This is a genomic window from Micromonospora sp. NPDC023633, assembly GCF_040640035.1.
Taxonomy (GTDB): domain Bacteria; phylum Actinomycetota; class Actinomycetes; order Mycobacteriales; family Micromonosporaceae; genus Micromonospora.
In genome coordinates, this window is sequence record NZ_JBFABB010000015.1 from 1 (window position 1) to 20454 (window position 20454).

Below are 20454 nucleotides of genomic sequence, written 5' to 3' on the forward strand. Positions count from 1 at the left end.
GATCTCGGGCCGCGCGGGGCCGGGCCGGCTCCGCCGAGCGGGCCGTGCTGCGGCTGGCCCGGCCGTACCTGAACCGGCTGCTCGGGGCCGGGCTACTCGCCGCCGCCACCGAGTTCGCCGGCCTCGCCCTGATGGCCACCGCGACCTGGCTGCTGATGAGCGCCGCCGGCCGCCCCCCGCTGGACCGCCTCACCGTGGCGATCGTGGCGGTCCGGGCGCTTGCGATCAGCCGGGGCGTGCTCCGCTACACCGAACGGCTCGCCGGGCACGACGCCGTGCTGCGGCTGGTCACCGACGTCCGGGCCCGGGTCTTCGGCACCCTCGCCGCCCGCCCGACGGCGCGGCAGCGCTCCGGCGACGCGCTGAGCCGGCTCGTCTCCGACGTGGAGGCGGTCCAGGACCTGCTGCTGCGGGTGCTGGTGCCGGCCTCGGCGGCGGCGCTGGTCAGCGTGCTCGCGGTCGGCGGGGCGGCGCTGATGTCGCCGGCCGCCGCCGGGGTGCTCGCGGTCGGGCTGCTGGTCGCCGGGGTCGCGCTGCCCGCACTCGCCACCGCGCTGACCCGGCGCGCCGCCGCCGAGCTGGCGCCGCTGCGCGGCGCCCTCGCCACCGACGCGGTCGACCTCATCCACGGGGCCGCCGACCTGGCCGCGTTCGGGGCCACCGGGCACGCGCTGGAGGCGGCCGGGGCACGGGCCCGGCGGCTGGCCCGGTTGGAGCGGCGGCTCGCCGCCACCGGCTTCGCGGTCGACGCGGCCGGGATGCTGGTGGCCGGGCTGACCGCCGGCGCGGTGGTGCTCGCCGCGCTCGCCGACGGCGTGGACGGGGTGCTGGTCGGCGTCCTGGCGGTCGGCACGCTGGCCGCCGTGGAGATCGCGCTGGCGCTGGTCGGGGCGGCCCGGCAGTGGACCCAGCTGCGGACCGGCCTGACCCGGGTCGCCGCCCTGCTGGACGCCCCGGCGGGTCCGGCCGCGCCCGACGGCGCACCGGTCGGCCCCGGGCCGTACGACGTGCGGTTCGAGGACGTCACCGTCCGGTACCGGGAGGGCGCCCCGCCCGCCCTGGACGGGTTCAGCCTGGAGCTGCCGCCCGGCCGCCGGGTGGCGGTGGTCGGGCCCAGCGGCGCCGGCAAGAGCACCCTGGCCGCCGTCCTCACCGGCGCGGTGCGCCCCGCGCACGGGCGGGTCACCCTGGACGGGCGGGAGCTGTCGGCGTACCGGGCCGAGGGGCTGCCCCGCGCCGTCGGGGGGCTGCTCGCCGAGGCGTACGTCTTCCACGCCTCCGTGCGGGAGAACCTGCTGCTGGGGCGGCCCGACGCCGACGAGGAACGGCTGGCGACGGCGACCGCGGCGGCCGGGCTGCTGGACTGGGTACGTGAGCAGCCGGACGGCTGGGACACCGTGGTCGGCGAGGAGGGCGGCCAGCTCTCCGGCGGCCAGCGGCAGCGGCTCGCGCTGGCCCGGGCGCTGCTCGCGGCGCCGGGTGTGCTGGTGCTCGACGAGCCGACCGAGGGGCTCGACCCCGCCGCCGCCGACGCGGTGCTCGCCTCCGCGCTGGCGGCCGCCCCGGCCGGGCACTCCGTGCTGCTGATCAGCCACCGGCTCAGCGGGCTCGCCGAGTTGGACGAGATCGTGGTCCTGGACGCCGGGCGGGTGGCCCAGCGCGGCCGGCACGCCGAGCTGGTCGCCGCCCCCGGCTGGTACCGGGACCAGTGGCTGATCCAGGAGGCGGCCGAACGCGGGTACCTGGCGCTGCGCCCCTGACCTGAGTCCGACCTCCCCCGCCCGCCGGTTCCGGGTCGGGCCAGGGTTCTCCCCGACGACGCCCGGCGGCGGCCCGTGACAGGGTGGGGCCATGCGGGGCGAGAACGACGCGACGACGGTGGAGGAACGGCTGCGGGAGCTGGGCGCGCACCTGCGGGGACCGCGCCGGCTGAAGTCGGACCTGCTGACCGAGGCGCGGCACGGGCTGCTGGACGCCGTCGACGCGTACCGGGCGGACGGGCTGCCGGCGACGGAGGCGCAGCGCCGGGCGGTGGCCGAGTTCGGCTCGCCGGCGCAGCTCGCCCCGGCCTACCAGGCGGAGCTCGCGGCGGGTGCGCTGCGCGGGCTGTCGCTACGGGTCATCGCGCTCGCCGCGGTCGCGTTCGTCGCCGGTGACCTCACCTGGCAGGGGTCGAGCTGGGGCGGCTCCCCGCCGCCGGCCGCCTACCAGCTGCTGTCGGCGTCGGTGGACTGGATCTGGGCGGTGGCGTTCGTGCTGGCCGCGATCGGGCTGCTGCGGGCCGGCCGGTCGGCGCTGCGCGGCGGTGCCGCCGACCGGGCGGTGGGGGCGGCCCTCACCGGGGTCCTCGCCCTCGGCGTGCTGGCCGGCTCGGCCCTCTTCGCGTGGTCGGTCGGCCTCTGGGACGCCGCGCTCACCTGGCCCCCAATGATCATCGGTGCGGTGGCGGCCGCCGCCGGCTATCTCTGGCTCGGCCGGGCCGCCCGCACCTGGCTGCTCGCCGCCCGCTGAGCTCCTGGGCCGGGCCGGGCCGGGCCTGGTCGGGCCGGCGCGGCCGGCGGCAGTCAGGCCGGCGTGGCCGGCGCGTCGGTGTCGAGGAACCGGCCGACGGTGGAGCGGAACTCGTGCCACCCCGACCGCTCGCCGGCCAGCGCCCGCCGGCCCTCGTCGGTGAGTTGGTACGTCCGCCGCTCCCGCCCGTTGACGGTGCTCCAGGTGCTGGCCACGTGGCCGGCCCGCTCCAGCCGGCGCAGCGCCGGGTAGATGGTGCCGGTCGGCAGGTCGAGCTGGCCGTCGCTGCGGTTGCGCAACGCCTCGATGATCGCGTAGCCGTGCAGCGAACCCTGCTCGAGCACCGCGAGCAGCAGCGCGTCGAGGTGGCCGTGCAGCGCCTGGGCCTTCATGTGTAGCAACGCTACTTGTCGGCGGCCCGGTCCGCCACCGGGGTGCGGGCACCGGTCTCCCGGAGACGCCCACTAGGGTATGTGCCCAGAGTCACTCGTCGGCGGCGGACGCCGGCGGGTGGGCAACCCGAAGCACACGGAGGTCAGCGTGGCCCGCCAGTCGCCCCAACGGCCCGACGCCGACGAGCCCGAGCTCGACGACGCCGACGCCCCGGCCGAGTCCGGCACCGCAACCGTCTCTGCCGAGGCCGCCCGCGCCCTCTGGGACGAGCTGCGGATCGACCCGGTGGAAATCGCGCTGCCCGCCGGCACCGGCTACACGCTGCGGGCGTACCGGCCGGCGCGGGAGCTGACCCCGACCGACGTCGCCGAGCGCGACCAGGACGACCCGTTCCTGGCCCGCCGCCAGGTCGTGGAGGAGGACGAGGACGACGACGAGGCCGTCGTCATCCTCGACGAGGAGGTCGCCCAGGAGTTCGCCGAGAGCGACGAGGAGGAGGCCAAGGGCCGCCGCCGCGACGCGACCGACGACGAGGACGCCGAGCCGGAGTCCGAGGACGAGGACGAGGACGAGGCGGGCGACGAGGAGGTTCCGGTCTTCCTCAGCCACCGGGGAAAGCTGCTGCTCTTCAAGACGCCCGAGTCGCTGGTCAGTTTCATCCGTTCCGGGGCGCCCAACGACCTGTCTCAGCTGGACAGCTGGAACGAACTGTCCGAACGGGTGGAGCCGGCCGACGTCGCGCCGCTCGACGAGGACATCTACGAGCTCGACCTGGTGGTGGAGAACCTCCGCGGCGGGCACGACACCTGGGACCCGACGCTGCTCATCGAGGCCGGCGAGGTGGCCCGCGACCTGGCGTACGCGCTGCGGCTGCCCGCGGTGCTGGACATGCTCTCCGCCGGCTCCAGTCTGGACGACCTGGACGAGGCGCTGCGCGCCACGGTCGACGGCGGGGTCGGCGGGTTCTTCGGTCGGCGCCGACTGAAGAAAATCGGGGCACAAACCGCAAGTCTGGGTTGGCGCACCATTGTCGGCAAGATCTCTGCGGTCGTGGACTGGCGCGACTGACCCTTTACGGGGAGCATCAGTCTCTGGCAGTGAAAGCCTTGTGTCCCGGGAGGAGGACGACGCCGTGGCGCTCGTGCGCGTGTACTGCGGTCTGGCCTCGGCGGATCCGGCCGACCGACCGGTTTCGGCCGGTTCGACGCTGACGTCCGCTGTGGTCGACGACGCAGGCCGTCTGCTGCATGTCTGCGAGATCGGCGACGACCCCGCTGGCTACGCCCAGCTGGTCGCGCTGCTCGTGGAGCGGTCGGGCGGGCCGAGCGGTGCGGCCATCGCCGCCGACAGCGACGACCACACGGTCACCTCGCTGCTCAGCGCCGCCGGTCGTCCACTGGCGATCGCCGACGACGACTCGGTCGACGACTTCGCCGAGCGGTTCGCCGACGACGACTCCCTGGAGGAGATGCAGTCGCCCCCGGCCGAGCGGCGCGCCGTCGGCCTGGCCCGCGCCCTGCAGGCCGGCGCCCTCTCCGCCGTCACCCTCCCGGCTCCTCGGGACCTCGCCGGCTACAAGCAGGTCCTCGCCGCGCACGCCGCCCTGGCCAGCGGCCGGCACTCCGCCGCCGTCGCGCTGCGGGAGGTGCTCCGCGAGCTCTACCCGGCCGCGTTGCGCGCGTACCCGGACCCGGCCGAGCCGGTCTCGCTGGCCGTGTTGGACGCGTTGCCCGAGCCCGGCATGCTGAGCGGCACCGTGGGCCGCGAGGGCGACGCCCCGGTCCCCGCCGAGGCGGTCGCGACGCGGCTCGCCGCCGACGGGGTCGCCGACGCCGACCAACTCACCTCGGCGGTGACCGCCCTGCGGGTGGCCATCAGCGAGACGCCCCGGCGCGCCACCGTCAACCGCGCCCTCACCTCCGCCGTGGCGGACACCGTGCGGCAGGCGGTCGCCTCCGTCCGGGCCTGCGACGCCGGCTGCCAGGCTCTGGTCGGCGCGCTCAACGACCGGGCCGGCACACCCGCCGCACCGGCCCCGGGGCGCCGCGCCGCGACCCGACACGGCGAGCCCCTCGGCGACGCCCCCAATCTCGCCCCCACCGGCGGCCTGCCCGGTCTCGCCGGCACCGGCCCACGTCCCCTCCGGCCCGCCGAGCTCGAGCCCGCCCCGACCGGTGGCCGGCGGAGCCGGCCCGAGCCCGTCTCCGGCCCGACGCCGCCCCCGGCCCCCCGGCCGCTCGGCCCGCCGCCGGTCGCACCGGCCCCCGTCACCCCGCCCCCGGTCGCGCCGACGCCGGTGACGCCGGCCGCAGTCGCGGGTCCCCCGATCTCCGCGCCCCCCTCGCGACCCGGGTCGCTGCCGAGCCGGATCGACGGCCCGACCAACCGCCCGGTGTCCGCGCCGCCGCCCCCGCCGCCGGGCATCACCCCCATCGCCCCGGCACAGCGGGGCACGGTGCCGCCCGCCGAGGCGGGGGAGCCGTTCCGCCCCACCCTGACCACCGCGGCGATCCAGAGCGCCCGCGCCGAGCGGCAGCGCACGGTGATCCCGCCCCGCCCGAAGACCGGCAGCGAGCCGGCCACGCCCACGGGCGGCTTCAGCGCCACCGACCTCAGCGTTCCCGTGCCCACGCCCCGACCGGGTCAGGAGTCCGCTCCCCCGGCCGCCCGGGCGGAGCCCGCTCCCCCCGGCTCCCGGGCCAACTGGCCGCTGGTCAACAACCCGGAGAACCCGGCCGACAGCTCCGCCAAGAACCCGGTCGCCGGCGCCTACGGCGACCGCGGCGGGCGCGGCGTCGACGCCCCGACCGATCCGGGGGCGGAGCGCCGGGTCACCCCGCCGTGGCTGGCCGACGACCTGCCCCAGGAGCCCCCGGTGCTGCGGCTGGTCGAGCCGCCGCCGCTGGCCGACCGCGCGCTGCGCGGCGGTACGGGCCCGGCTGCCGACGCGCAGCCCGAGACGCCCCCGCTGCGGCTGGTCGACCGTGAGGAGGCCGCGCGCAGTGGCCGGCCTGTCCCCCGTGACGAGCGGCCGGCGGCCCGTGACGAGCGGCCGGCGGCCCGTGACGAGCGGCCGGCGGCCCGTGAGGAGCGGCCGGTGACCGACTACCGGCCGACGTCCCGCGACGAGCGGCCGGTGGCGGAGTACCGGCCGGCGCCCCCGATGGAGCGCCGTCCCCCGCCCGTGTCCGACGAGGGCGACGGCGACCTGCTGATCTTCGCCCAGGCCAAGTCCGCCTGGTTCGTGGGGCACGACGACGAGTCCGACCTGGACTGGTCCACCACGGCCGACACCGGCTGGCAGGCGGCCGAGCAGGCCGCCCGCCCGGCGGTCGGTGCCGAGACCCCGGCCGGGCTGCCCAAGCGGGTCCCCCAGGCCAACCTCGTCCCCGGCTCCCCGCTGCGGGAGGAGCGGCCACTGCGGATCGTCCGCGACGCGGCGAGCCTCGCCGAGAACACCACCGGCTACTTCCGCGGCTGGCGCCGGGGGCAGGAGATCGGCGGGTTCGCGGTCGGCGGCCGGCCCGGTCGGGAGGCCGCCGGCGGCTGGGACTTCACCCGCGACACGGGCGACCGCGACGACGACCGGGAATACGAGTACCGCTCCGCCGGCTACCGCTCCTGATCGCCGGAAAACCGCCTCCCACCTGCGTGTTCCTGCCCACACCCGGATAATTTGACGCCGCCTCGCGGCGGCCGGGAGCATACCGGCGGAACAGCCGGCGGCAGGGGTCGCCGGGTGGGAAGGCGACTCATGGCGACATCGGCAACCAGCCCCTCCGCGTTCACCCGTCGCGGCCTGCTGGCCGCGACGGCGGGCACGCTCCTGCTCAGCGCCTGCGGGCGCGGCGAGGCGGGCGAGGGCGATCCCGTCAGGACGGTCGCGCCGAGTGGTCAGGAACTGCTGGTCGGGGTCAGCCTGGAGCTGACCGGTCCCGGCGCCGCCCTCGGCGTCCTCCAGCAACGGGCACTGGAGATCACCCTCGAGTCGCTCAACGCCAACGGGGTGCCGATCGGCGACCTGCGCCGCGCCGTACGGCTGGAGGTGCGGGACAACGCCGGCGATCCGGCGCTGGCGGCGCGGCAGGCCACCGGGCTGGCCCGCGACACCGGCGTGCACGCCCTGATCGGCGGCACCCTGGCCGAGACCTCGATGGCCCTGGTCGGAGTCGCGCAGAAGGAGCGGGTGCCGTTCCTCTCCCTCGCCTTCGGCGACGGGATCGTGCTGCCGCTGCCGCAGCGGACGTACGTCTACAAGATGACTCCGGACGCCGGCGACATGGCCCGACGGCTCGCCCGGCTCATCGCCTCGCAGCGGCTCTCCCGGGTGGCGCTGCTGGCCGCGGACGGCCTGCACGGCGACTCCGGCGTACGGGCGATGACAGCGGCCCTGCGTACGGCGGGGGTGGCGCTGGCCTCCCCCACCCGGCTACCCCGCACCGGCGGGGACCTCCACCGAGCGGCCCGCGCGGCGGCGGGCTCGCGCCCCGACGGGGTGGTGGTGTGGGCGACCGCCCCGGACTCGGCCGCCGCCGTCGAGGCGCTGCGCCGGGCCGGCTACGACGGGCCGGTCTTCCTCGACGCGGGCGCGGTGGCCGAGCAGACCCTGGAGGGCGGGAACGCGGCCCTCATGGAGGGCGCGTACGCCGTCCACCCGACCTCGCTGGGCGGGGCGATGCTCGCCAACACCACGATGTCCGCGTTGGACCGCAAGGAGTTCGTCTACCGCTACGTCCAGCTGCACGGCGGGTTCAGCGGCTTCGCCCCGTACGCGTCCGACGCGGTGCAGCTGATCGCCGACGCGGCGCGGCTCTCCACCAGCGTCGACCGTGGACGGATCCGGGCGTTCCTGCAGAACCAGGTCACCGAGGGGATGGCGGGGATGTACTCCTTCACCCCCATCCGGCACGGCGGCATGGACCAGGGCTCGCTCGGCGTCTACACAATCAGCGCGGGTGCCTGGACGCGGGTCTCCTGACCCGCGCCGCGGCCAACGACAGCGACCCGCTCTCCCGGCGCCGGCCCGTCGCCGCGCAGGCCGCCCGCTCCTGGTGACCCGGCAGCCTCCTCCCGGCCGTGCCGCGGGCAGAGTCCCTCCGGCCGTGACGCGGGCAGAGCCCCGCAGGCCGTGACGCAGGCGGCGCCCCGCCGGCCGTGGGGGCGCGAGAGGCCGGCGCACGGCGTGGGCGTTCGCGCCGAGGCGCGGGCGCGGTCGTCGACGCCGTGGCGCGGGCAGCGACGAGCGCCCGGTGGCGGCCGAGGCCGTCACCGGGCGCGGTCGCGTCGATCAGGCCGGCGCGACGGCGCGCGAGCGCCGCATGGTCAGCACGTACTCGACCAGCGAGATCAGCACGTGCTTCGTCGACTCCCGGTTACGGGCGTCGCAGGCCACCACCGGCACGTCGCCGGAGATCGCGAGCGCGTCCCGGACGTCCTGCGGGTCGTGGTACTGCATCCCGTCGAAGCAGTTGATGGCCACCAGGTACGGCAGCCGCCGGTGCTCGAAGAAGTCGATCGCCGCGAAGCAGTCGGCCAGCCGGCGGGTGTCCACCAGCACGACCGCGCCGATCGCGCCGCGGACCAGCTCGTCCCACATGAACCAGAACCGGGTCTGGCCCGGTGTACCGAACAGGTACAGGATCAGGTCACGGTCGATCGAGATGCGGCCGAAGTCCATCGCCACCGTGGTCGTCGTCTTGCCCGGCACCTGCCGGGTGTCGTCGACGTCCACGCCGGCGGAGGTCATGATGGCCTCGGTGGTCAGCGGCGTGATCTCCGAGACCGAGCCGACCAGCGTCGTCTTGCCGACGCCGAATCCACCGGCGATAACGATCTTCGCCGACGTCACGCGCCCACTCGGGGTCGGCGGGCGGTGCGACATGTCAGAGCCTGCGAAGTCCACTCAGCACCCTCTCCAGCAGTTCAGTGCCCACCGCGTCGTCCGAGTCGTCCAAGATGGTCGGCTCGTGGACCGCGACCAGGCCGTCCGTCGCCATGTCGGCGATGAGCACCCGGGCCACACCGAGCGGGAGCTGCATCCGCGCCGCGATCTCGGCGAGCGACTGCACACGTCCATCACACAGCGCGGCGATGTACTGGTGCTCGCGACCCTGACCGCCGTTGCCATTGGCAGCGGCGCGGCCGCGCACCGTCGTCTCGACGAGCGCCTCCAGCGCGATGTCGAGGCGGGGGCGGGTACGACCACGGGTCACGGCGTATGGACGGACCAATGCTCCGGTCGGTTCGTCACGATCGGCCATGTCGCCGCTCACCTCCCTCGCACCCGGCACCGGCTCCGGATGGAGCCCGTCGTCGTTGTCGTTGTCGCCCCGCCGACCTCACGGGTCAACAGGTCGTCAGCCCAGCATCCCCGCAGCCGCACGTGGCTGCGGGGTCAACGCGTCGCCCACCCGGTCGACCAGCAGGGCCATCTCGTAGCCGACCTGTCCCACGTCGCAGCTGCGGGCGGCGAGCACCGCGAACGACGACCCGTCCGAGATGGACATCAGGAACAGGAAGCCATTGTCCATCTCCACCACTGTCTGCAGCACCGCGCCTCCCTCGAAGCAGCGGGCCGCACCCTGGGTGAGGCTGACCAGGCCGGACGCGATCGCGGCCAGCTGATCGGCCCGGTCACGCGGGAGGTCCCGTGACGACGCGAGGAGCAGTCCGTCCGCGGAGACGGCGACCGCGTGCGCGACACCGGGTACCCGGTCGGCGAAGTTGGCCAGCAGCCAACCGAGATCCTGCGTAGTTGTCATCGTTCTTGCTCCTTCTGCCCGCTCCCGGCCACCGGGCCTGAGCCAGACTGCGAGGATTGCTGCCCTCCCGGAGTCGCCTCCGGGCTGGTCGGGTTGCTGTCCGACGGGTTCGTACGCCCCCGCTGCACGCCCCGATGGTAGGCCGAAAGCAGGCCCCGGACACCCTCCGGCGTACGCCGCTGCACCGAGGTGGTGGGCTTCTCCACCGCACCGGGCACCAGCTGCGCCATCGGGGTGCGCTTGGGCAGCCCCGTCGAGGTGGTCGCCGCGACCGGCACCTCGGTCGCCGCCGAGGCGGCACGCCACCCGTCGTCGGCCGCGGTCTGCCAACCCGTGGTCTGCTGCTGCGAGGGCCGGCGGTGACCGAAGCTGTCGGCGACGCCGGGGCGGGTACCCCCGTTGACCGTCGGTCCGTTCTCGCGCGGCGCTCCTCCGGCCGCCGGAGTGTCTGCCATCGGCGAGTTACCTGTCGTCCCGGGTGGTGTCGGCTGCACGTCCCGACCGTCGGCGTCGACCCGGTCGAACTGCTGGGTCGGTCCACCGTCGGTCGGCGTCTTCACGGCGGCCACCGCCGCCTCCTCCGACCCCGGGCGGCGGGTACGGAACCAGGCCGACTCGAGCTCCCGGAAGATCGGCAGCTCCATCGTCTCGTCCGCGTACCGCTGCGGGGTCTGGGCCGGCGGCGTGGTGGGCCGCGCCTGCGGGGCGGCCGGGGCCGGCGCCTGCGGAGCGGGGGCCTGGGTCGGCGCGCCGGAGCGCGACACCCGCGGCAGTTCGGTGGTCATGTCCAGCGCGGCGGCCAGACGCTCGGGCACCGGCGGGGTCGCCGGCTCGCGGTCCGCACCGGCGACCGGCGGCCAGGCGGGCGGCGCCGGCGTGCTCGGCCCGGGCGTGCCGGGGGCCTGACGATGGGGCAGCGGACCGTTTGGCGGGGCCGAGACGGGCGAGCCGGAGTACGGGTGACCGGAGACGGGCGACGCCGAGACCGGCATGCCGGAGACCGGCGGGCCGGACACCGGCGGCGCGGAGTAGGGCGCCGGCGGCGTCGACACCGGCGGGCCCGCGTAGGGCACGGGCGGCGCGGAGACCGGCGGGACGGAGTACGGCCGGGCCTCGGGGCTGCTGGGCAGCTGCCGCGGGACGGCCTGCTGCTGGCCCGTGGCGTCCTGGTCGTCGGACCGCCGCTGCGGCAGCGGGTCGATCGGCTGGCCGTTCGAGGTGCGCGGCCGGAAGGCCTCGCCGCCGTTGAAGCCGCTGGCGCCGGTCAGATCGGACCAGGCCGGCATGGACCGCGTCGTGCCGGCCGAGGCCGGCGTGCCGGCCCCGTTGCGCGGCGCCGGGTCGAACGGCCGGCCGCCCAGGGTGACCTGGTTGCCGGACTCGCCGGCGCGCTGCGTGGGCGTCGGGTTGGTCGGGCCGTTGCCGAGCGCCGCCAGCGCGCCGAAGGCCGGGGCCGGACCGAGCGGCTGCGGGCCGGGCGGCGGCAGCCCGGGCGACTGCGGACGGCCGGAGAGCGCCCGGGGCACGAGCACCGAGGTCGGCATGACCACCTCGGCGACGGTCCCCCGGTCGGTGCCCGGACGCAGCTCGACCTTGACGCCGTGCCGGGACGCCAGGCGGGCGACCACGACCAGACCCATCATCCGCGAGACGGCCACGTCCACCTGCGGCGGCTTGGCGAGCCGCTCGTTGAGGTCGTGGAGCTGGTCGGGGCTGATCCCGATGCCCCGGTCCTCCACGTAGAGCGACGCGCGGTCGCCGACGCGCCGGGCCTCCACCATGACGTGCGAGTCCGGCGGCGAGAAGGCGGTGGCGTTGTCGAACAGCTCGGCGACGAGGTGGACCAGGTCGTTCACGGCGTGCGCCGCGACCTCGATGTCCCGGTCGATCACCCCGAACTCGATCCGGGTGTAGTGCTCGACCTCGGACTGGGCCGCCCGGAGCACGTCGATCAGCGCGGCCGGCTCCCGCTGCACGCGGGTGGAGTCGGCGCCGGCGAGCACGAGCAGGTTCTCGTCGTTGCGGCGCATCCGGGTGGCCAGGTGGTCGAGCTGGAACAGCTCGGCCAGCCGGTCCGGGTCCTCCTCGCCGCGCTCCAGCCGGTCGAGGTGACCGATCAGGCGGTCGACGAGGATCTGCGACCGGCGGGCCAGGTTGACGAACATCGTGGCGACGGACGCGCGCAGCGCGGCCTGCTCGGCGGCGGTGCGGACGGCCTCCAGGTGGACCGCGTTGAACGCCTCGGTCACCTGGCCGAACTCGTCCTTGCTGCGCACCGGCAGCGGCTCGGCGATCTGGTTGGCGAGCTGCACCGGGGAGAGCTGACCGGTCACCTTGGGGTCACGCAGCCGGGCGACGGCCTGGGGCAGGCCGAACTGGGCGATGGAGAGGGCGCCCTGACGCAGCTCGCGCAGGGAGCGGGCCATCGAGCGGGCGACCAGGTAGGCGAAGAGGATCGCCAGGAGCAGCATGCTGAGCAGCAGGCCGGTCTCCAGGAACACCTGGCGCTGCACGCCGGAGCGCAGGTCCTCGGCGCCCGAGACGACCTCGCGGTCGATCTTCGTCTCGACCGTGCGGATCAGCTTGGCGTTGGCCACCATCGCCGCGTCCCACTCGTCCGCGTCGAACGGGGCGCCGGCGAGGCTGTCGGTGGTGGTGATGCCGTTGAGCCAGCTGTTGTAGGTGTTCGCCTCGCGCAGGTCGGGGCCGGCCACCACCTGGGCGTAGTACTCCTGCTCCGGCTGGCTGGCCACCACCTGGAAGCTCTGCAGCCACTGGCTGGAGCCGGTGCTGGTGGCGATGTACTCGTTGCGCAGGTTCGGGGTGAGCCGCTGCTGGATGAACGCCCGGTGCACCACGTCGCGGCGGCGGGACAGGAACTCCTTGTTCCGGGCGGTGGCCGTCGACGCGCGCATCTTGTCGCTGAGCTCGTTGTCGCCGGCGAGCTGGGTGGCCGAGTCGCGGATGCTGATCAGGTCGTCGATCAGGCCGTCGTACGCCTGCATGGCCGGGACGAGCCCGAGCTTGCCGTTGAAGACCTGGCTCCGGGTGCCGGGCAGGTCGATCAGCGTCTGGTCGATCTCGCCCAGCAGGGTGTCCAGGTTCGCCGGGAGGTCCTCGACCTCGGCCCGCTGCTGGGAGTACGGCCCCTTGGCCTCGTCGACGCGGGCGTTGGCCTGCTCGTACGCCTGCTTGTAGCGGGCGTTGTCCTGACCGCGCGGCACGCCCAGCAGGCGCAGCGCGTTGGTCCGCTCGTCCTGGAGGGTGTCGACCAGGTTGCCCGAGTAGCCGACGAGGTTGGCCAGGTCGCCGGCCCGGTTGGCGTTGTTGAGGGTCTCCAGGTGGTCGACCAGACCGCTGGTGCCCACGACCACCGTGGCGATGGTCGGCACGATCATGATGAGACCGAGCTTGGACCAGATCGGCATGTCGCGGAGCCGACCGCCCGGCCGGCGCAGACGCGACAGGAAGGAGCCCCCCGCCTTTGGCCGTTTGCTCACGTCACCGCCCTCGCGATTCCTGGACTGCGTTGCCCCTGGACAACGCCCAGCGGCCGACCCTGGGGGTCGGACCATCCGAGATTCCATCACGCTACCCCTGAAAGAGAAAGCCCAGGTTGGCCGCAGCCGGGGGTGTGATGAGATGTTGATGCAATTTGATAGCAATCCGTCTGGGCCGGAGTCACTGAAGGTAATGAATCACCCCCATCGCGTTGTCCTGCTCGCCGGCCCTTCCGGTTCCGGAAAGTCGTACATAGCGCAGCGAACCGGCCTTCCGGTGCTCTGCCTGGACGACTTCTACAAGGACGGTGACGACCCCACGTTGCCACGACGAAACGGTGCCGTGGACTGGGAGTCGCCCCGCTCCTGGGACGCTGCGGCGGCCGTGGAGACGATTGCCCGCCTGGCCAGGGAGGGCAGGGCCGAAGTACCGGTCTATGCGATCGATGCGGACCGTCGGGTGTCCACCCGGCCATTCGAGGTCGCCGGTTCGCCACTTTTCGTTGCCGAAGGGATCTTCGCGGCCGAGATCGTCGAGGAGTGCCGTCGACGGGGGGTCCTCGCCGGGGCGTACGCCCTGCGGCGGCCCCGAGGGGCGACCTTCGTCCGCCGGCTGGCCCGCGACCTCGCCGAGCAGCGCAAGGCGCCCCGGGTCTTGGTGCGCCGCGGCCTGGCGCTGCTGCGCGCCGAGCCGGCGGTGCTGCGGCGGCAGACCGGCCTGGGCGCCGAGGCGGCCCGGGCGGGCGAGGTGCTGCGCGCGGTGGCCGGTCTGCTCGCCGGCCACCCGCACCGCTCCTGACTGCCGCCGCCGTCCCGGTCAGCCCAGCAGCTTGCCGTACGCGGGCTTGATCACCTCGTCGATGATCTTCAGCCGCTCGTCGAACGGGATGAAGGCGCTCTTCATGGCGTTGATGGTGAACCACTGGAGCTCCTTCCAGCCGTAGCCGAAGGCGTCCACCAGCAGGGCCATCTCCCGGGACATCGAGGTGCCGCTCATCAGCCGGTTGTCGGTGTTCACCGTCACCCGGAACCGCAGGTCCCGCAGCAGCCCGATCGGGTGCTCGGCGATCGAGGGGGCGGCGCCGGTCTGCACGTTCGAGGACGGGCAGAGCTCCAGCGGGATCCGCTTGTCCCGCACGTACGCGGCCAGCCGGCCGAGCACCGGCTCCGGGCCGGCCGCGATGTCGTCCACGATCCGCACCCCGTGGCCGAGCCGGTCCGCCCCGCACCACTGGATGGCCTGCCAGATCGACGGCAGGCCGAACGCCTCGCCGGCGTGGATGGTGAAGTGGAAGTTCTCCCGCTGGAGGTACTCGAAGGCGTCCAGGTGCCGGGTGGGCGGGAAGCCCGCCTCTGCGCCGGCGATGTCGAAGCCGACCACCCCGGAGTCCCGGTGCCGCACGGCCAGCTCCGCGATCTCCTGCGACCGGGCGGCGTGCCGCATCGCGGTGAGCAGGGTGCCGACCCGGATCTGCCGGCCCGCCTCGGCGGCCAGCGCGCTGCCCTCGACGAAGCCGGCCAGCACCGCCTCGACCACCTCGTCCAGGGTCAGGTCCCGCTCCAGGTGCTGCTCGGGGGCGAACCGCACCTCGGCGTAGACCACCCCGTCGGCGGCCAGGTCCTGGGCGCACTCCCGGGCCACCCGCCGCAGAGACGAGGCGGTCTGCATGACGGCGACGGTGTGCGCGAACGTCTCCAGGTAGCGCTCCAGGGAACCGGAGTCGGCCGCCTCGACGAACCACCGGCCGAGCGCCTCGGGGTCGGTGGTGGGCAGCTCGTGCCCCACCTCGGCGGCCAGCTCGACGATCGTCGCCGGCCGCAGGCCGCCGTCGAGGTGATCGTGCAGCAGCGCCTTCGGGACCTTGACGATGTCCTCGTAACGGATTGTCGCGACCATGCACAGACCCTAGTCGGCGCCGCCGGGCCGGCCGACGGGACCGGCACGGTTCGGCGCTCGGCGCGCCGCCCCGCGCCACCGGCGGCCCGTTCCGGCCGGACGCCCCGCGTCGCCCGGCTGGAACCGCCGGCGGGTCAGGGACGCCAGCCGGAGCCGCGGGCGGGGGTCAGGGACGCCAGCCGTACACCCGGTCGACGGCGAGCCGGAGCACCAGGCGGCCGTCGGCGACCATCGCCGCCCGGTAGTCGGCCCAGTCGGGGTGCTCGCCGCGGATCCGCCGGTAGACCTCGACCAGCTCCTCGACGCATGCGTCGTCGGGCGCCGCCGCCGGCGGGGTGAGCGTGACCGTCCCCTCCGCGACCGCGTACGCCCCGCCGTCGGCGGTGGTGACGTGCAGGCTGGCCCGGGGATCGCGGCGCAGGTTGCGCACCTTGGCCCGGTCGCCGGTGGTGGAGCAGCGGATCAGGCCGGGCTCGGCGAGGAAGTCGAGGTTGGACAGCTGGGGCCGTCCGTCGCGGCGCAGGGTCACCAGCACGCCCCGGCCGCGCTCGCCGAACAGCTCCCACAGCCGGGCGGTCACGCCGTCACCCGCAGCGGGGCGGGGGCGGCGGTCAGCCGGGCCAGTTCGTCGAGCATCTCCGTGGCGGCTACGCCGAACAGCACGAGGCCGCCCAGCAGACGGGCCAGCCGGCCCGGCAGTTTGGTTGACATGTCACTCACCCTAGGGAGCATCTTGATGACATGTCAACAAGATGGTTAGGATGGCCGGCATGGAGCAACCACGCTGGCTGGACGAGCGAGAGCAGCGCGCCTGGCGGGGCTACCGGCGGATGCGCCGCCTGCTCGACCTGGAGCTGGCCCGGGAGCTGATGCGTGACGCCGGGCTCTCCGAGCCCGACTACGACGTCCTCTCCGACCTCTCGGAGACACCCGACCAGCGGCTGCGGCTCAGCGAGTTGGCCGACCGGATGCTCTGGTCCCGCAGCCGGCTCTCCCACCACCTGACCCGGATGCAGCAGCGCGGCCTGGTCACCCGCGAGGAGTGCGCGACCGACGGCCGGGGCGCGGTCGTCGTACTCACCGCCGAGGGCCGGCGCGCGATCGAGGCCGCCGCCCCCGGCCACGTGGCGGCCGTCCGCCGGAACCTCATCGACCTGTTGACCCCCGACGAGGTCGCCGCGCTGGACGCGCTGACCCACCGGGTGGTCGACCACCTCACCGGCCGGAACGGCGCGCGAGGCTGACCGTGGTGGTGCAGGCACCACCATCGGACCGGCGTACGCGCACCATCGAAGTGCCCCGTCCGGCTGCCTAGCGTCAGTGGCACACGGAAGAGCCGACGCGGGGAGTTGCACGTGTTCACGTCATTGGCCACAGCGGTGGTCCGCCGTCCGGGGCGGGTGATCGCCGGCTGGCTGCTCGCCATCGCCGCGCTGACCGCCGCCACCTTCGCCGTCTACGGGCCGGGCGGACCGCGCCCCGCCGACAGCCAGGCCGACATCCTGCCGGCCCGGTACGAGTCCGCGCAGGCCGCCGGCATCGCGGCGCGGATGTTCCCCGAGCAGCCCGGCAGCAGCGCGGTGCTGGTCGTCCGCCGGGCCGACGGGGCGCCGTTGACCGCCGACGACGGCGCCCGGATCGACCGGCTGCCGCAGGAGCTACGGGTCGCCGGCGTCACCGAGGTGACCCCGGGCGCGGTGGCCCCGGACGGGCGGCTGCGCCTGGCCGAGGCCCGCCTGGCCGGCGACGCGCACGAGGAGGCCACCGTCCAGGCGGTCGGGCGGCTGCGGGACGCCACCGACGACACGCTGGCGGGCAGCGGACTGGTCGCCGGCTGGACCGGTGAGGCGGCCGGCGCCGCTGACAGCTTCCTGCTGGACATGATCGTCAACGGCGCCATGGTGCTGGTGATCCTGCTCCTGCTGCTCGTCGTGTTCCGCAGCCCGACGATCGCGCTGGTCAACCTGTTCCTGGTGCTGCTGGTCGCGCAGGCCGCCACCGGCCTGCTCGCGCTGGGCGCGAAGGTCTTCGGGTACCCGCTGGACGCCTCCACCACGGGCCTGCTCCCGGTCGTGCTGCTCGGCATCGGCACCGACTACGCGGTCTTCCTGCTCTTCCGCTACCGGGAACGGCTGCGGGCCGGCGAGGACCGTCGGGCCGCGATGGTCCACGCGGTCGGCCGCATCGGCGGCCCGGTCACCGTGTCCGCGCTGGTCGTGGCGGTGGCGTTCGGTGCCCTGGTGCTCTCGCGGCTGGCCTCTTTCCGGGTGCTCGGGCCAGCCCTGGCCGTCGCCGTCCTGCTCATGGTGGCGGCCGCGCTGACGCTGTTCCCCGCCGTCTACTCGCTGCTCGGCCGCCGGGCGTACTGGCCGGCGAAGCTGGTCGCGACGGGCGACGGCGGAAAGCCGGGAGACGACGCCCTCGCACCGGCCGGTCCCGCAGCCCGCGCCGGCCGGCTGGTCGCCCGCCGGCCCGCCCGGGTCGTGCTCGCCACGGTTGCCGCGCTCCTGCTGCTCGGCCTCGGCGCGCTGCACCACCGGCCGAGCTACGAACTCGACGCGCTGCCGCCCGGCTCCGAGTCGGCCCGGGCCCTGGACTGGCTCCGCTCCGGACTGCCCGCCGGGACCCTCTCCCCGACCGACGTCTACCTCAGCGGCCCCGGGGTCGACGCCGCCAGCGCCGAACGGTTCGCCGAACGACTCACGGAGGTGCCGATCGTGGCGGCCCCAGCCGGTGTCGAGCTCAAAAACGGCGTGGCCAGGGTGCGGGTGCTGCTCGCCGAGCCGCCGTACTCGCAGCGGGCCATCGACGCGGTGGAGACCGGGTTGCGGCCCGCCGCGCACGCGTCGGCGCCGCCCGGCACCCGGGCGTACGTGGGCGGGGACACCGCGACCTTCGCCGACATCCGTGCCGTGCTCGACGAGGACCTCCGCCTGGTCCTCCCGGTGGCCGCCGGACTGATCGGGCTGCTCCTGCTGCTGATGCTGCGCGGACTGCTCGCCTCGCTGGGCCTCCTCGCCGCCGTCGCGCTCGGCTTCGCCGCCACGCTGGGCGCCAGCGTGCTGGTGTTCCAGGTCCTCGGCGGGCAGGCCGGGCTCAACTTCCAGCTGCCGCTGGTCGTGTTCCTCTTCGTCACCGCGATCGGAACCGACTACAACATCCTGATGGTCGCCCGGCTCCGGGAGGAGCTGCGCGCGGGACGCCCGCCCCGCGAGGCCGCCGAAGAGGCGGTACGCCGGGCCGGGCCGGCCGTCGCCGCGGCCGGGGTGATCCTGGCCGGCAGCTTCGGGGTGCTCGTCGCCTCTCCGATGCTGGCCCAGATCGGGCTCGCCGTCGCCGTCGGCGTGCTGATCGCCACGTTCGGGCTCTCCTGGCTGCTGGTGCCGGCGTCGACCGCGCTCACCGGCCGGGTGGCCTTCTGGCCCGCCCGTACCCGTCCCGAGCCGGCCGTGGCGTCCCTGCCGGCGACGGACGTCCCGACGGAGCGCGCCTCGGCCCCCACGCCGGCGGAGGGCGCCGCGCCGGCTGGGACAATGGCCCGATGAGCGGGGTGCGGCGGGCGCGGCGCGAGCTGACCGAGTTGGCTGTCGCGGCGGGGCTGTCCTGCGCGGGCATCGTGTTCGCGCTGGCCACGCTCCTCACCTCCGGGCTCAGCCTGCTCGGCGTCGGCCTGCCCCTGCTCGACCGCACCCTCGCCGGCACCCGGACGCTGCTGCGACGGCAGCGCCACCGGGTGCCCGGGCCGCCGGTCCGCTCGCCGTACCGGCCCGTGTCCGGCCCGCTGGCGGCCCGGCTGCGGACGGTGGCCGGCGACCCGGCGACCTACCGGGACGTCGCGTTCCTGTTCGCCCACTTCTTCTACGCCCCGGTCGCCCTGGTCCTCGCCGTGGGGCTCTGGCTCGGCGTCGCGCAGGGCCTCGCCCTGCCGGTAATCCACACGGTCGCCCCCGGCGCGGTCGACAACTACCTGGGCCTGCCGATCGACTCGCTGCGCAACGCCGCGCTGGCCGTGGTGCCCGCGCTGCTGGTGGGGGTGGGGGCGTACTGGCTGCCCCGAGGGCTGCTCCACCTGGACGAGGTGCTGACCCGTGCGCTGCTCGGACCGACCGCCCGGGCGGCCCTCGCCGAGCGGGTCGTGGAACTGGCCGACACCCGCGCGCAGAGCGTCGACGCGCAGGCGGCCGAGCTGCGCCGCATCGAACGCGACCTGCACGACGGCGCGCAGGCCCGCCTGGTCGCGATGGCGATGAACCTCGGTCTCGCCGAGGAGCTGCTGGCCCGGGACCCCGAGGCGGCCCGAGGGCTGGTCGCGGAGGCCCGCACGAGCGCCGGCACCGCCCTGTCCGAGCTGCGCGACGTGGTACGCGGCATCCACCCGCCGGTGCTCGCCGACCGAGGGCTCGCCGGCGGCCTCGCCGCCCTCGCCCTCGGCGCGGCCCTCCCGGTCGACCTGGACGTCGACCTGCCCGGCCGGCTGGCGCCCCCGCTGGAGTCGGCGCTCTACTTCACCGCCGCCGAACTGATCACCAACGCGGCCCGGCACAGCGGGGCGGCGCGGGTGGCGGTGCGGCTGCGCCGGGCCGGCACGACGGTCCGGCTGACCGTGTCCGACGACGGCCGGGGCGGCGCCGACCCGGAACGCGGCACCGGGCTGGCCGGCATCCGGCGGCGGCTCGCCGTCTTCGACGGCCGGGTCCGGATCAGCTCGCCCGCTGGTGGGCCTACCGTGGTCGACGTGGAGCTACCGTGCGAGTCGTGATCGCCGAGGACCTGGCGCTGCTGCGCGACGGGCTGATCCGGCTCCTCACCGCGTACGGCGACGAGGTGGTGGCCGCCGTGGAGACCGGCGACGAACTGCTCGCCGCCCTGCTGGAGCACCGTCCCGACGTGGCGGTGGTGGACGTCCGGCTGCCGCCCGGGCACACCGACGAGGGGCTGCGCGCCGCGCTGGCCGCCCGGGAACGGATCCCCGGCCTGCCGGTGCTGGTCCTCTCCCAGTACGTCGAGCAGCTCTACGCCCGGGAACTGCTCTCCGACGGCGCGGGGGCGGTCGGCTACCTACTCAAGGACCGGGTGGCCGACGTGACGCAGTTCGTCGACGCGGTGCACCGGGTCGCCGACGGCGGGATGGCGATGGACCCGGAGGTCGTCTCGCAACTGCTGGCCCGGCCGACCCGGGCCGCGCCGCTGCGCCGGCTCACCCCGCGCGAGCACGAGGTGCTGGCGCTGATGGCCGAGGGGCGCTCCAACGGCGCGATCGCCCAGCGCATGGTGGTCACCGAGAAGGCCGTCAGCAAGCACATCAACTCGATCTTCGCCAAGCTCGACCTGCGCGACTGCGACGACGACCACCGCCGGGTACGCGCGGTGCTGACCTACCTGGACGCCTGAC

At 75.3% G+C, this 20454-nt stretch carries 18 protein-coding genes; 10 read left to right on the plus strand and 8 right to left on the minus strand.

Annotated features, from left to right (window positions below; translation table 11 throughout):
* Both cydC and AB0G13_RS06895 read left to right on the plus strand, forming a co-directional pair.
* On the plus strand, positions 1–1760 hold a 1760-nt coding region (cydC, locus tag AB0G13_RS06890), incomplete at its 5' end, for a thiol reductant ABC exporter subunit CydC (protein ID WP_357870008.1).
* Positions 1761–1851: 91 nt separating this feature from the next.
* Entirely contained in the window at positions 1852–2511 is a 660-nt protein-coding gene (locus AB0G13_RS06895) for a permease prefix domain 1-containing protein (protein ID WP_357870010.1), read from the plus strand.
* A 53-nt stretch (positions 2512–2564) separates the two neighbouring features.
* On the opposite strand, the gene AB0G13_RS06900 is transcribed toward AB0G13_RS06895, so the two are convergent.
* Positions 2565–2903 carry a helix-turn-helix transcriptional regulator gene (locus tag AB0G13_RS06900; RefSeq protein ID WP_357870013.1) on the minus strand — a complete coding sequence of 113 codons (339 nt, stop codon included), beginning with the start codon at positions 2901–2903 and terminating at the stop codon, positions 2565–2567.
* A 118-nt stretch (positions 2904–3021) separates the two neighbouring features.
* On the opposite strand from AB0G13_RS06900, the gene AB0G13_RS06905 reads away from it, so the two are divergent.
* From AB0G13_RS06905 to AB0G13_RS06915, 3 genes are all read left to right on the plus strand, one after another.
* Positions 3022–3972: a DNA primase gene (locus AB0G13_RS06905; protein ID WP_357870017.1), complete on the plus strand. Its 951-nt coding sequence runs from the start codon at positions 3022–3024 to the stop codon at positions 3970–3972.
* A gap of 40 nt (positions 3973–4012) precedes the next feature.
* The gene (locus tag AB0G13_RS06910; protein WP_357870020.1) at positions 4013–6529 is read left to right on the plus strand and encodes a transposase; all 2517 of its coding nucleotides are present in this window, start codon (positions 4013–4015) and stop codon (positions 6527–6529) included.
* A 129-nt stretch (positions 6530–6658) separates the two neighbouring features.
* On the plus strand, positions 6659–7882 hold the full coding sequence (locus tag AB0G13_RS06915) for an ABC transporter substrate-binding protein (RefSeq protein ID WP_357870023.1): 1224 nt from the start codon (positions 6659–6661) through the stop codon (positions 7880–7882).
* Between the two features lie 309 nt (positions 7883–8191).
* Here AB0G13_RS06915 and AB0G13_RS06920 read toward each other — a convergent pair whose 3' ends face one another.
* From AB0G13_RS06920 to AB0G13_RS06935, 4 genes are all read right to left on the minus strand, one after another.
* A complete protein-coding gene (locus AB0G13_RS06920; protein ID WP_357870025.1) occupies positions 8192–8785 on the minus strand; it encodes an ATP/GTP-binding protein in 594 nt (197 codons plus the stop codon).
* Position 8786: 1 nt separating this feature from the next.
* On the minus strand, positions 8787–9164 hold the full coding sequence (locus tag AB0G13_RS06925; protein WP_030329021.1) for a DUF742 domain-containing protein: 378 nt from the start codon (positions 9162–9164) through the stop codon (positions 8787–8789).
* 96 nt (positions 9165–9260) lie between these two features.
* Positions 9261–9665, minus strand: coding sequence for a roadblock/LC7 domain-containing protein (locus AB0G13_RS06930; protein ID WP_067370442.1), 405 nt, complete (start codon positions 9663–9665; stop codon positions 9261–9263).
* Positions 9662–13165 carry a nitrate- and nitrite sensing domain-containing protein gene (locus AB0G13_RS06935; protein WP_357870028.1) on the minus strand — a complete coding sequence of 1168 codons (3504 nt, stop codon included), beginning with the start codon at positions 13163–13165 and terminating at the stop codon, positions 9662–9664. The genes AB0G13_RS06930 and AB0G13_RS06935 overlap by 4 nt, the downstream gene beginning before the upstream one ends.
* 277 nt (positions 13166–13442) lie before the next feature.
* Between AB0G13_RS06935 and AB0G13_RS06940 the strand changes: the two genes are divergently transcribed.
* Complete coding sequence (locus AB0G13_RS06940) at positions 13443–13964, plus strand: ATP-binding protein (RefSeq protein ID WP_357870031.1); 522 nt, start codon at positions 13443–13445, stop codon at positions 13962–13964.
* Between the two features lie 18 nt (positions 13965–13982).
* Here the strand turns inward: AB0G13_RS06940 and AB0G13_RS06945 are convergent, their stop codons facing one another.
* From AB0G13_RS06945 to AB0G13_RS06955, 3 genes are all read right to left on the minus strand, one after another.
* Positions 13983–15062, minus strand: a complete 1080-nt coding sequence (locus AB0G13_RS06945) for an adenosine deaminase (protein WP_357870033.1) — start codon at positions 15060–15062, stop codon at positions 13983–13985.
* A gap of 166 nt (positions 15063–15228) precedes the next feature.
* Positions 15229–15642 carry a PPOX class F420-dependent oxidoreductase gene (locus AB0G13_RS06950; RefSeq protein WP_357870036.1) on the minus strand — a complete coding sequence of 138 codons (414 nt, stop codon included), beginning with the start codon at positions 15640–15642 and terminating at the stop codon, positions 15229–15231.
* A complete protein-coding gene (locus AB0G13_RS06955; RefSeq protein ID WP_357870039.1) occupies positions 15639–15773 on the minus strand; it encodes a hypothetical protein in 135 nt (44 codons plus the stop codon). The genes AB0G13_RS06950 and AB0G13_RS06955 overlap by 4 nt, the downstream gene beginning before the upstream one ends.
* A gap of 59 nt (positions 15774–15832) precedes the next feature.
* On the opposite strand from AB0G13_RS06955, the gene AB0G13_RS06960 reads away from it, so the two are divergent.
* The 4 genes from AB0G13_RS06960 to AB0G13_RS06975 all read left to right on the plus strand — a co-directional run bounded on the left by AB0G13_RS06960 (position 15833) and on the right by AB0G13_RS06975 (position 20453).
* On the plus strand, positions 15833–16306 hold the full coding sequence (locus AB0G13_RS06960; protein ID WP_357870042.1) for a MarR family transcriptional regulator: 474 nt from the start codon (positions 15833–15835) through the stop codon (positions 16304–16306).
* A gap of 111 nt (positions 16307–16417) precedes the next feature.
* Complete coding sequence (locus tag AB0G13_RS06965) at positions 16418–18607, plus strand: MMPL family transporter (RefSeq protein WP_357870045.1); 2190 nt, start codon at positions 16418–16420, stop codon at positions 18605–18607.
* On the plus strand, positions 18604–19821 hold the full coding sequence (locus AB0G13_RS06970) for a sensor domain-containing protein (protein WP_357870047.1): 1218 nt from the start codon (positions 18604–18606) through the stop codon (positions 19819–19821). The genes AB0G13_RS06965 and AB0G13_RS06970 overlap by 4 nt, the downstream gene beginning before the upstream one ends.
* Positions 19809–20453: a response regulator transcription factor gene (locus AB0G13_RS06975; protein ID WP_357870050.1), complete on the plus strand. Its 645-nt coding sequence runs from the start codon at positions 19809–19811 to the stop codon at positions 20451–20453. Before AB0G13_RS06970 ends, AB0G13_RS06975 begins: the two co-directional genes overlap by 13 nt.
* Position 20454: the final 1 nt, after the last annotated feature.